Below are 11,817 nucleotides of genomic sequence, written 5' to 3'. Positions count from 1 at the left end.
CTGCGGCGCGAGGTCAGGTGGCCGGCACGGCCCGGGCCGCGGCCACCGCGGCCTGGCCGAGCGAGATCCCACCGTCGTTGGGCGGCACCCGGGAGTGCACGAGCACCCCGAAGCCGTCGCGCTCCAGCCCGCTCACCACGCGGTCGAGCAGCAGCACGTTCTGGAAGACCCCACCGGAGAGCGCGACCGTGGCCAGACCGGTGCGCTCCCGGACGGCTCCGGCCGCCCCGACCACGGCGTCGGCCAGGCCGTGGTGGAAACGGGCGGCGATCCTACCGGGGTCCACCCCGGCGAGCAGGTCGTCGACCACGTACCGGACCAGGTCGCGGCCGGCGTCGAGGAGCGGCACCGGGCCGGTCGCCCCGACCGGGTAGCCGCCCCGCTCGTCGGGATCGGCCCGCTGCTCCAGGGCGATCGCCGCCTGACCCTCGTACGTGACCCGGTCGTGCAGGCCGAGGATCGCCGCGACGGCGTCGAACAGCCGGCCGGCGCTGGAGGTGGGCGGCGAGTTCGTCCCGGTGCGCCCCAACGCCACCACGGTGGGCCAGTGCCGCTCGTGCCGGCGCCGCACGGCCAGGTCGGGCACGGCGTCGCCGTAGATCTCGTGGAGATGGGCGGCGGCCATCCGCCATGGCTCGTGCACCGCGGCGGTGCCGCCGGGCATGGGGACCGTGGCCAGGTGGCCGACCCGGTCGAAGCCGGTCAGGTCCGCGACGAGCAGCTCCCCGCCCCAGAGGGCGCCGTCCGGGCCGTAACCGAGACCGTCGAAGGCGACGCCGATCACCGGTCCGGGTTCGGCGTTGTCGGCCAGGCAGGACGCGATGTGGGCGTGGTGGTGCTGGACGCCGAGCAGCTCGACGTCCTCGCGCTGCAGCGCGTACTTGGTGGACAGGTACTCGGGATGCAGGTCGTGGGCGACGACCTCCGGCCGGACGTCGAAGAGCCGGGTGAAGTGCGCGATCCCGTCGGTGAACGCCCGCAACGTCTCGTAGTTCGCCAGGTCGCCGATGTGGTGCGACACGAACGCGCGCCGCCCCTTGGCCACGCAGAAGGTGTTCTTGAGCTCCGCGCCGCAGGCCAGCACCGGCCGGTCGAACCGCCAGGGCAGGGTGATCGGCGCGGGCACGTAACCACGGGACCGCCGCACCGGCAGCTCGCGGCCCCGGAACACGCGTACCACCGAGTCGTCGGTGCGGACGTGGATCCGCCGGTCGTGGGTGAGGAAGGCGTCGGCGATCGGGGCCAGCCTTCGGCGCGCGTCGTCGTCGCGGTGCGCGATCGGCTCGTCGGAGACGTTGCCGCTGGTCAGCACGATCGGCAGGCCGAGCCGGCCGAGCAGCAGCTGGTGCAGCGGCGTGTACGGCAGCAGCACGCCCAGGTCACGGTTGCCCGGTGCCACCGACCCGGCGACCGGGGCGTCGGCGCGGCGGGGCAGCAGCACCACGGGACGGCGGGCGCCGGTGAGCACCGGCACGGCCGCCGGCGCCACGTCGACCAGGGCGCGCGCCGCCCGCAGGTCGGCGGCCATCACCGCGAATGGTTTCTCCTCGCGGTGCTTGCGGGCGCGCAGCGTCGAGACGACCCGCTCGTCGTCGGCCCGGGCGGCCAGGTGGTAGCCGCCGAGGCCCTTGACGGCGACGATCCGGCCGTCCCCCAGCCACCGGACGGCGGTGTCCAGGGGGTCGCCGGAGATCGGGGCGCCGTCGGCGTCGACGAGCCGGAGGGTTGGACCGCAAGCGGGGCAGCACACCGGCTCGGCGTGGAAGCGGCGGTTGCCGGGGTCCGCGTACTCGACGGCGCAGTCGGCGCAGAGCGGGAACTCGGCCATCGTGGTGGTGCGGCGGTCGTACGGGACGTCCTCGACGATGGTGAACCGCGGGCCGCAGTTGGTGCAGTTCGTGAACGGGTAGCGGTGGCGCCGGTCCGCCGGATCGGACAGCTCGGCGAGGCAGTCCGGGCAGGTGGCGGTGTCGGGGGAGATCAGGGCTTCCCGGCCGGTGCCGGTGACACTGGTGACGATGGTGAAGCCGGGCTGGCCGGTAGGCGGGACCGCCTCGGTGGTGAGCCGTTCGACCTGGGCGAGGGTCGGCGCGCGCCGGCTGAGGTCGGCCACGAAGTCGGCCAGCCGGTCCCCGTCGCCTTCTACCTCGACGAAGACGCCGGCGGTGTCGTTGCCGACGAACCCGGCCAGCTCGTACTCGGTGGCCAGCGCGTGCACGAACGGCCGGAAGCCGACGCCCTGCACGATGCCCTCGACGCGGACATGCACCCGCCGCGCACTGGTCAGTCCCATGGTTCCGGGTCAGCGGTCGTCGGCCAACGCCTGCTGGGTGAGTTCCCAGAGCACGTGGTAGACCGTCGTCTGCGCCTCCTGGACCCGGTGCACCGAGGGTGACGGCACCACGAACAGGTGGTCGACGAATTCGGATTCCGCCATCCGGCCGCCGTCGTACCCGGCGATGCCAATGGTGAGCATGCCGCGCCGGGCCGCCTCCTCGAACGCCCACAGGACGTTGGTCGACCCTCCGCTCGTGGACAGCCCCACCACGATGTCGCCGGCGCGGCCGAACGCCGCCACCTGGCGGGCGAAGACCACCTCGAACCCGACGTCGTTGGAGAGTGCCGTGATCAGCGCGACGTCGTGGGTCAGCGAGATGGCCGGCAACGGGCGGGCGGCCGTCGTCGGGTGCAGAAACAACTGTGCGAGGTCCTGCGCGTCGGTGCTGCTGCCGCCGTTGCCCAACGCGAACAGCGTGCCGCCGGCGCGGAAGGCGTCGGCGCACCGGCGGGCGCAGTCGACCAGCCGCTGCCCGTGCTCGGCGACGAGGGATTCGCGGAGGGCGACGATCTCCGCCGCCTTCTCCGCGGTGGACCTCGCCACCGCGGCGAGCACCGCGTCCACGTCGGTCGGCCGGGTGTCGAGGAACGGGTAGAGCGATCCGATCGCACCCTCGACGCCCGCGCTCATGCCGGCACTCCGCTGCGCTCCGTGCCGTCATGAGGCACCACGGCGGACTTCTCCACCACGGCGATCGCCTCCTTGGCATGTACGAGCACCACGTCGCCTGGTCCCGCCTCGACCAGGGCCACACTGACTTCCTCCGGTCCGGCGTCCGTGTCGACCACGGCCAGGCCGTCGGCCAGCAGGTCCCGTACCCGGACGGCGACGGCCACGTCGGAACAGGTGATGCACACGTCGCCGTGGCATGCCGGCACGGCTTGTGCCGGCGGTGGGTGCGCGGTCACCGGACCACCTCCGGTGCCAGCAGTCCGGGCTGCTCGAAGAACACGTGCACCAGCTCCCACAGGATGTGGTAGGTCGTCACGTGCACCTCCTTCACGATGCACGGATCGTCGGAGCGGGCCACCACGACGTGGTCGGCGACGGCGTCCCGGGCGAGGTCGCCGCCGTCGCCACCGAACAGCCCGACGGTGAGCAGGCCGAGGTCGCGGGCCGTCACCAGGCCGCGCCGCACGTTGGCGCAGCGACCGTCGACGGACAGGCCGAGCGCGATGTCCTGCGGGGCGGCGAGCAGGCGCAGCTGGGCCGCGAACACCTCGTCGAAGCCCTCGGCACGGGCGATCCCGGTGAGGGTGGCGGCGTCGTTGGTCAGCGAGATCGCCGGCAGTGCCCGCTTGCCCACGATGACCGGGTGGACGAACTCCACCACGACATGCTGGGCGTCGGTCGCCGGCCCGCCGTTGCCGAAGACGATCAGCTTTCCGCCGCGGTGGAAGCGTACGGCCATCTCGTAGCAGGCCCGCGCGATCCGCTCCGCGTCATCGGCGAGCGCCTGCCCCGGCTCCACCCGGCGGGCGAACGCGCGGTCAACTGCCGGTATCACGGGCGACTCCATGCTCCTCCGTTCAGTGGCGGGCGGCGGCGTACCGCTCAGGGCGGCCGGCCCGCGTCCCCTCGAAGGCGCCCGCCGCGCGCCGCAGGCAGGCACCGATGACCTGGTCGAGCTGCGCCAGTCGGAGCGTCCAGGACCGGAGATCGTGGCGGCCCTTCGCGGTGAGTTCGTAGCACCGGCGCGCCGGTCCGGCCCCGGTGGTCTCCCACACGGAGATCACCGACCGGTCGCGTTCCAGGCCGCGCAGAACCCGGTAGACGTGGCCGGGTTCCACATCGGGCATCCCCATGGCGCGGAGCCGGTCGATCAGGTCGTACCCGTGACCGGGCCGTTCGAGGATCAGGAGCAGGAGGAACGGGTGTAGCAGACCGCGCAGCTCAGGTCCGTGCATGCCAACCCCTCCCCCGACGCAGGGCATCCCTTCTGTGGCAGCTAAACACACTTACTACAGCAATACGGAGGATTGCCCGGTTCCCGGCGACCCACGGCAAGCGCCGCGGCCCGCGGCCGGATGCTCCGGCCGCGGGCCGCGGTGCCATCGCGCGAAGGGCGTACGCCCGGATCAGCCACCGCTGTTGGAGCGGGCGGGGGCGGGCGCCGACCCGCCGGCCACCACGCCCGGGTGCGGCGTGGCACTGACCGTCGGCTTCAACCCGGCCGGTACGGGCAGCGCGCTGCCCTTGGCGAACTCGTCCCAGCCGACGTTCCAGGCGGTCCAGCCGTTGCCCTGATCCAGCGTCACCTCGGTGCCCTTCACCGTCACCAGATCACCGACCTGCGTGATCCGCATCAGCCAGTCGGCATTGGCGTTGGAGACGTTGGTGCAGCCGTGCGAGACGTTGATGTTGCCCTGGTCCCCCTCGGACCATGGCGCGGCGTGGATGAACTCGCCGCCGTTGGTGAGCCGCTGGGCGTCCTCGACGTCGACGATGTAGCCGCCGTTCGGGTCACCCATGGTGTTGAAGGTCGTGTACTCGAACTTCTCCATGATCACCATGTTGCCGCTCGAGGTAGGCGTGCTCGGCTTGCCGAGACTGACCGGGACCTTTCGGAGCAGTTTGCCGTCCTCGTAGACCGACATCTGCTTGCTGGCGTTGTCGATGTCGAGCGAGACCTGCCGGCCGATCTTCGAACTCGCCGAGCGGTCCGCGTCCCCGATGGCGTCCTTGCCGATCGGCAGGCCCTCCAGCGCGCTCCGCACGCTGATCTTGGTGCCCGGCTTCCAGAAGTCGGGTGCCCGGTATTCGACCTGTTTGCCGTCGGCCAGCCACGACCAGGTGCCCGGCTGCGGCGGATCCGTCTTCACGAACAGTCGCCGCTGCACGTCCGCCCTGGCCTCTTTCGGAATTTCCGGGTCGAACGTGACGACTACCGGCATGGCCGTCCCGTACGTCTGGTCCGCGGTGAAATTCAGGACACTGGTGACTGCCGTTCTGGTCGATTTGGCCATCGTCGTGAACGTCGTCTTCTGCGTGGTCGTCCGCCCCTTGTCACCGGTCGCGGTCACCTCCGCCGTATACGTCCGCGAATTCTGCAACGGACGCATCGGCACCCAACTCGACCCGTCCTCCCGCGGCTCGGCCGGCACCTGCGCGCCCTTGTCGTCGGTCAACCGCACCGCGGTGATCTTCCCACCCTTGACGGCGGTCCCCACCTCGGCGCTGATCGGCACGTCCCGCGACTGGTCGCCGGGCGTCACCGTCAGTTGCGGTGGCGCCGCGTGCGCCTGCTTACCGGGCAGGCGGTCGGCGGTGCACCCGACGAGGACCAGCGGTGTGGCCGCGATGGTCACCGACAGCAGCCTCAATCGCCGCCTCAGCTCCATATTGTCCCCCCGTTCATGGCTTTCCCTCCGCCCACATTCTCACTGGGATGCAAAGGCATATGCGCGATTTCGGCAGACTGCTCGGATCAGGCTCACGGAAACATCTCCCATGGTTTTACCTACCGGCAGAAATGGGCCGACAGTTTCGGTTCGCGACGCATTCCGACGGAAAGAGCGAACTACTGCTCGCCCATCCCGTCCCGACCCGCTGCGCCCGGCGTTTCCGCTTGCGCGACCTCGGTCCGGAAGCCGCACCCGATTCCCGGAGCTCCGGATCGGGTCCGACTCGGTCGCCGTGCGCCGGTTCATCGGGAACACACTCACCGGGCGGCTCGGCGCACCGACCCCCGGCGCCACTGTGCTTTAGACTGCCACGAAACCGGACCTTCAGGAGAAAGCTTCACGAACGTGCACAAGACGACCCGAACGTGGGCGGCCATCCCGATACCCGGATTCTCGCCGCCCCCGGGACCAGTTTCGGCAACCCGACCGGCCCCGCCTTGTCGGCGATTACGGTGCATTGACGTGACCATCTTTCGCATTGCCGCCGTCGCGTTCAGCGTTTTCCTGACCGCGCCCGCCGTGGTGGTCGGGTCACCGACGCGGGCCGAAGCCGCACCGTACGTGCCCTGCCCGGCGGTGAAGCCGCCGATGCCGCCACCCGCCGCACCGGCTCCGCCACCGGTCGGTCCCGGCGATCAGGCGGTCGGTGGAGATTCGCTGGCCACGACGGGTCTGGCCATTCCCGCGGGTGCACCGATGGCGCCGGCGGTGACCGCCACCTCGTGGCTCGTGGCCGACCTGAACACCGGCGCCGTGCTGGGTGGCTGCGGCCCGCACGAGCACCGCACGCCGGCCAGCGTGCAGAAGATGCTGCTGGCCGCCGCGCTGATGCCCCGCCTGGACCCGACCCAGATCGTGGAGGTGACCCGGGCGGATCTGCAGGATCTCGATCCGGCCAGCTCCCTGATGGGGGTGGTCCCGGGCGGCCACTACTCGGTCGAGAGCCTGTGGCTGGGGCTGCTCCTCAAGTCGGGGAACGACGCGGCCAACGTGCTAGCCCGCGTGGGCGGCGGCTCCGCCGGCCGGCCGGGCGGCGTACAGGCGATGAACGACGAGGCGCACCGGCTGCAGGCGAACCAGACCCACGCGGCGACACCCTCCGGCCTGGACGGCCCCGGTCAGTACACCAGCGCGTACGACCTGGCGCTGATCGCGCGGGCCACCTACGCCCGCGAGGACTTCCGCCGGTACATCGCCACCCGGGTGGCGCAGATTCCGGCCGAGGCGGGAACCGAGGGCTTCGCCATCACCCACGACAACACCCTCCTGGACCACTACCCCGGGACGCTCGGCGGGAAGACGGGCTTCACCGACCTGGCCCGGCAGACGTACGTGGGTGTGGCCGAACGCAACGGCCGGCGACTCGCGGTGACCCTGCTCGGCGCAGAGACCGCACCGCTGGGGAGTCTGGGCGAGGCGGCAGCGCTGCTCGACTGGGGCTTCGCCCTCTCCCCCGACGCGTCCGTCGGCCGCCTGGTCACCCCCGACGAGAAGAAGGACGACCATCCGCTGGTCGCCGGCAAGAGCGAGCGGCAGGGCCGCACCGGGATCCTGTCGGCGTTCTCGCTGCCGGTCGTCCTGGGCCTCAGCGCCGCCGTCGTACTGGTCGTCCTGGCCCTGGCCGCCGGGCGGTGGCGCAAGGCCGTGCGCCAGTCAGCCGGCCCGCCCGCCGGACGATCGGGGCGTGACCGGGTCGGGTCGGAACCGTAGTACACCGCCGGGCCGGCCACCACGGAGCGGTGTCCGGTGGACGTTGGCCGGCAGCCACCCGCATCGCCCCGAGCCTGCGAAGACGTCGACAGCCGACGAGCCCGGCACCCACGCCAGGTGCGCGGCGGGCTCGTCGGCGGCCGGCGTCAGGCGCGCGGCGCGGCCACGGCAGCCTGGGCGTCGACGATGCCCCAGCCGTACAGCGGCGAGTAGACGCCGCGCAAGCCGAGCACCGGGGTGCGGGCGGTGGACATCAGTACCGAGTACACGTTGGCGAGGCTGCGCCCCTGGGCGAAGAGCAGGGCCGCGACCCCCGACACGGCGGGCGTCGCCATCGACGTCCCGGCGTACGCGTCGTAGTCGCCCTGCCCGCAGCCGCTGGCGCCGGCACCCACGGGCACACTGGACCACACGTCGTCGTCGCAGTTGACGAGGCCGGCGCCGCCCGGAGCGGCCACCGCCTTCAGGTCGGTCTTCACGCCCAGGTTGGAGTACCAGGCCTTGACCTCGTTGCGGTCGGTGGCGGTCACGCAGAGGGCGCCGTCCTCCCAGGCCGGTGTGTCGCACAGCGGTGCGGTCTCGTTGCCGGCGGCGGCGATGACCGCGACGCCCTTGGTCTGCGCGTAGGCGATCGCCGCGGTGGCGTCGGACTCGAGCCCGGTGAGGGTGAGGGCCTGCGAACCCGGCAGCGCCCCGAGGCTGAGGTTGATCACCTTGGCGCCGTGGTCGGCCGCGTAGCGAATGCCCGCGGCGATGTCGGCGAAGCTGCCACTGCCCGCCTCCAACACCTTGATCGGCATGACCTTCGCATCCGGGGCCACCCCGGCGACCCCGATACCGTTGCCGGTGGCCGCGGCCGCGATGCCCGCCACGTGGGTGCCGTGCTCGTCGCCGGCGTCGGCCGCCCCGTTGGGGCCCCGCCAGTCGCCGTTGCCGCAGGAGGTGGGGCCGCAGCCGACGAAGGTGGCACCGGGTACGAGCTTGGCGCTCAGGTCCGGGTGGCTGAGGTCGACGCCGGTGTCCACCACCGCGATCACCACCCCGGCACCGGTGCTGGTCGCCCAGGCCTGCTCGGCGCGGATCTGCCGCAGCCCCCACTGCTTCTCGGACAACGGATCGTTGGTGGCCGCCTGCACCGGTGTGGCGGCGACGGCCACGAGCGCCGCGGCCACGGCGGCAGCGGTGAACAGTCGGGTGATCGACATGAGACCTCCTCAGATGGGGCTTCATCCCGATATCGGTGACGAGGTTCGATGCGTAACAGCCGGTGTCACCGCACCCGGTTACGCTCGCGGGCATGGGAGATCCGTTCCGGGTACGCATCACCGTCCGCGGCTACGAACTCGACACCCAGGGCCACCTGAACCAGGCCGTCTACCTGCAGTACGCCGAGCACGCCCGGTGGGAGTGCCTGCGCGCCGCCGGCATCTCCCAGGATCGGCTCATCGCCAGCGGGGTGGGACCGGTCGCCCTGGAGGTCACCCTGCGCTACCTACGGGAGCTGCGCGGCGGGGACGAGGTCGACGTGTCCTGCGGGTTCCGTTGGGGCGAGGGCAAGACCTTCCACCTCGACCAGGACTACACCCGCCCCGACGGCACCCCGGTGGCGACCCTGACCGGAGTGGGTGGGCTGATCGACCTGTCCGCCCGGCGACTGGTGCCCGACCCGCGGGAGCGATTCCGGGCGCTGGCCGCCGACCCGGGGCCGCTCAACCTGTGACGCCGCGGGTCTCCCGGGTGGCGGCGAGCGGCACCGTCAGGTCCACCTGGGTGCCCAGCCCGGGCCGGGTGTGCACGACGCTGGTGCCCCGCACCGCTGCCAGGCGACCGTGGATCGAATGGGCCATCCCGAAGTTCGGGGCGCACGATGCGGGATCGAACCCACGGCCGTGGTCGACGAAGCTGGCCCGGATCGCGTCGCCGTCGAGGTCGACGGAGCACCGCGCTGGTGACGCCGGAATGCTTGGCGACGTTGGTCAGCGCCTCGTCGACGGGGCGGTGAGGTCGTCGATCCGACGGGCATCAACAAGGGTCAGAAGGTCTGCTACTGACGACGGGCCGCGGTGGCCCGGCCGGTGACCCGCCGGCCGGGCCACCTTGCCGTCACCGCACGTCGGGGCCGCGCACTCACGGGTGCGGGACGCCGTGACCGCGCCGTTCCTGCCACCCGCGACGGCGCACACGGGCAGCCCGGAGTCGCCGGCGATTGCCGCACCCCAGAGCTGCCCGCTGCCTACGCTTCGAGGGAGAGCTCCGCCGGCCGGGCCGCGGCGCACGCGCCTTCGGGGTGGCCGGAGACCAGGAGTTGGTCCGCACAGGGAGATCGCGAATGAGACTGCGGGAGGTACGCCACCAGACCGGACGGGTGCTGGTGGTGGTCTGCGACAAGGAGGAGGAGGCGGTCACCACCATCGGCGCGGCGCTGCGGGAGCACGGGCTGGTCGCCGCCCGGGTGTCCGCGGTGGGCGGGTTCGCCGAGGCCGAGGTCGGCTGGTTCGACCGGAACGCCGGTGACTACCGCCGCATCCCGGTCGCGGAGCAGGTCGAGGTGCTCTCGCTGCTCGGCGACGTCGCCGCCAAGGACGGCGAGCCCGCCCTGCACGTGCACGCGGTGCTGGGACGGGCCGACGGCAGTACGGTCGGTGGGCACCTGCTGCGCGGCCGGGTGTGGCCGACGCTCGAGGTCATCATCTCGGAGGTGGCACCGGAGCTGGCGAAACGGGTGGATCCGGAGACCGGTCTGGCCCTGATCTCCGCGGCCCGTTGAGCCGCGGGGTCACCGCGTCCGCAGCCGGGTCGCATACCGCGTGCTCCACCGGCACCCGCCGTCCCGTCGCCTGCTCGCGGGCACCCGCTTACCCGTTGCGCACCGCCCCACGTCCACCGGACCGACCCCGGGCTTTCGCGAACTTCGGCCCGGGCGCGCCGCCGCGCTGCCAGATTTGACGGATGGGCGATCGCCGGGGTGTCCGAGGCCGGGGTGGCCGGGCGCGCCGGGCGGCGGCGACCGCCGCCGGGTCCAGGTTGCGGTCGCTGGGCCCGGGCCTGGTGTCGGGGGCCGCGGACACGGATCCGACCACGGTGGCGGCGTTGGTCGTGGTCGGGGCGACCACCATGTTCGGGCTGGCCTGGCTGACCCTGCTGATGATGCCGGCGCTGGTGGTGGTGCAGGTGCTCGCCACCCGGGTGGGCGTGCTGTCGGGGCGGGATCTGCAACGGGCGGTCCGCGACGGCTACGGCCGGGCGCTGAGCATCCTGTTGTTGATCTCGATCCTGGGGGTCAACGTCGTAACGATAGCCGCCGACGTCGCCGCCGGGGCGGCGGCGATCGGCCTGCTGGTCGGGGTGGAGTCCCGCTGGCTGGCGCCGGCCTTCGCCGCGGGGGTCCTCGCCCTGCTGCTGCTCGGCAAGTACGACGAGGTCGAACGGGTCCTCAAGGTGGTGATGCTGGGCCTGCTCGCGTACGGCGCGGCGGCGGTGCTGGCTCACCCGGACTGGCTCGCGGTGGCCCGGGGCAGTCTGATCCCGTCCATCCCCTTCACCGAGGCCCACCTCGCGGGGGCGCTGGCGATCCTCGGCACCACCCTGACGAGCTACATGTACGTGTGGCAGACGGTGGAACAGGTCGAGGAACCGCGGGCCCGCGAGCAGCTCAAATTCCGCGAGTTCGACGCGCAGGTCGGGGGCGGTCTGGCCGCGGTGATCTTCTGGTGCATCCTGGTCGCCAGCGGCGCCACGCTCGGCGCGCACCACCAGCAGGTCGAGACCGCCGAGCAGGCCGCCCAGGCGCTGCGTCCCCTGGCGGGGCCGCTGGCCGGTGTCCTGTTCTCGTTGGGGCTGCTCGCCTCGGCGATCATCGCAGTACCGGTGATCATGGCCAGCGGCGGGTACGTCACCGCCAGCGCCTTCGGCTGGCCGCGGGGGCTGAGCCGCACTCCCCGCCAGGCGCCCCGGTTCTACGCGGTGGTCGTCGCCCAGACCGTGGCCGGCGTAGCCCTGGCCAGCACCGGGATAGGTCCGATCCGGCTGCTGTTCCTGGCGAGCCTGATCGGCGGCATCGCCACCCCGTTGGGGCTGGTCCTGCTCGTCCTGGCCGCCGGAAACCCCAGGCTGATCGGCGCGACCCCGATCCACCTGAGTCTGCGGGTCGCGGGGTGGGCGGTCGCCGCGTTGGTGGCCGCCGTCAGCCTGCTCTTCCTCGCCCAGCAACTCCATCTCGTGCCGGGGGCGTGACGGGTGCCGGGCCGGATTCCTGCGGTGCGCCGCGGTAGCCGGGCCGTGCGCGCGGGCGTTGAACCCCACATGCGGCTGGCTCGGAGGCGGGAACGGTGGTGTGACGTGGGCTCGGTGGCCGTCTGGCGGCGG

Annotated in this window: 11 protein-coding genes; 4 read left to right on the top strand and 7 right to left on the bottom strand. The window is 72.4% G+C overall.

What is annotated here, in order from left to right; all coding sequences use genetic code 11:
- Positions 1-13 precede the first annotated feature (13 nt).
- The 6 genes from hypF to ACGF4F_RS19870 form a co-directional block, all read right to left on the bottom strand.
- Positions 14-2,293, bottom strand: a complete 2,280-nt coding sequence (gene hypF / locus ACGF4F_RS19895) for a carbamoyltransferase HypF (RefSeq protein WP_357439020.1) — start codon at positions 2,291-2,293, stop codon at positions 14-16.
- A 9-nt stretch (positions 2,294-2,302) separates the two neighbouring features.
- Positions 2,303-2,968 (bottom strand): SIS domain-containing protein, encoded by a 666-nt coding sequence (locus tag ACGF4F_RS19890; protein WP_357439022.1) that lies wholly within the window; start codon positions 2,966-2,968, stop codon positions 2,303-2,305.
- On the bottom strand, positions 2,965-3,246 hold the full coding sequence (locus tag ACGF4F_RS19885) for a HypC/HybG/HupF family hydrogenase formation chaperone (protein WP_357439025.1): 282 nt from the start codon (positions 3,244-3,246) through the stop codon (positions 2,965-2,967). The genes ACGF4F_RS19890 and ACGF4F_RS19885 overlap by 4 nt, the downstream gene beginning before the upstream one ends.
- A complete protein-coding gene (locus tag ACGF4F_RS19880) occupies positions 3,243-3,857 on the bottom strand; it encodes an SIS domain-containing protein (RefSeq protein WP_357439027.1) in 615 nt (204 codons plus the stop codon). The genes ACGF4F_RS19885 and ACGF4F_RS19880 overlap by 4 nt, the downstream gene beginning before the upstream one ends.
- A 10-nt stretch (positions 3,858-3,867) precedes the next feature.
- Positions 3,868-4,245, bottom strand: coding sequence for a helix-turn-helix transcriptional regulator (locus ACGF4F_RS19875; protein ID WP_357439029.1), 378 nt, complete (start codon positions 4,243-4,245; stop codon positions 3,868-3,870).
- A 171-nt stretch (positions 4,246-4,416) separates the two neighbouring features.
- Positions 4,417-5,679, bottom strand: a complete 1,263-nt coding sequence (locus ACGF4F_RS19870) for an Ig-like domain-containing protein (RefSeq protein WP_357439031.1) — start codon at positions 5,677-5,679, stop codon at positions 4,417-4,419.
- Positions 5,680-6,204: 525 nt separating this feature from the next.
- Between ACGF4F_RS19870 and ACGF4F_RS19865 the strand changes: the two genes are divergently transcribed.
- The gene (locus tag ACGF4F_RS19865) at positions 6,205-7,452 is read left to right on the top strand and encodes a D-alanyl-D-alanine carboxypeptidase (protein WP_357439033.1); all 1,248 of its coding nucleotides are present in this window, start codon (positions 6,205-6,207) and stop codon (positions 7,450-7,452) included.
- A gap of 146 nt (positions 7,453-7,598) precedes the next feature.
- Here ACGF4F_RS19865 and ACGF4F_RS19860 read toward each other — a convergent pair whose 3' ends face one another.
- Positions 7,599-8,657: a S8 family serine peptidase gene (locus tag ACGF4F_RS19860; protein WP_357439035.1), complete on the bottom strand. Its 1,059-nt coding sequence runs from the start codon at positions 8,655-8,657 to the stop codon at positions 7,599-7,601.
- A gap of 92 nt (positions 8,658-8,749) precedes the next feature.
- Between ACGF4F_RS19860 and ACGF4F_RS19855 the strand changes: the two genes are divergently transcribed.
- The 3 genes from ACGF4F_RS19855 to ACGF4F_RS19845 all read left to right on the top strand — a co-directional run bounded on the left by ACGF4F_RS19855 (position 8,750) and on the right by ACGF4F_RS19845 (position 11,685).
- A complete protein-coding gene (locus tag ACGF4F_RS19855) occupies positions 8,750-9,172 on the top strand; it encodes an acyl-CoA thioesterase (protein ID WP_357439038.1) in 423 nt (140 codons plus the stop codon).
- 609 nt (positions 9,173-9,781) lie between these two features.
- On the top strand, positions 9,782-10,219 hold the full coding sequence (locus tag ACGF4F_RS19850) for a PPC domain-containing DNA-binding protein (RefSeq protein ID WP_357439041.1): 438 nt from the start codon (positions 9,782-9,784) through the stop codon (positions 10,217-10,219).
- A 182-nt stretch (positions 10,220-10,401) separates the two neighbouring features.
- Positions 10,402-11,685 carry a divalent metal cation transporter gene (locus ACGF4F_RS19845; RefSeq protein WP_357439044.1) on the top strand — a complete coding sequence of 428 codons (1,284 nt, stop codon included), beginning with the start codon at positions 10,402-10,404 and terminating at the stop codon, positions 11,683-11,685.
- Positions 11,686-11,817 lie beyond the last annotated feature (132 nt).

The organism is Micromonospora sp. NPDC047740 (genome assembly GCF_043204735.1).
Classification (GTDB): Bacteria; Actinomycetota; Actinomycetes; order Mycobacteriales; family Micromonosporaceae; genus Micromonospora.
This window is presented reverse-complemented; position numbering and strand designations above follow the sequence as displayed.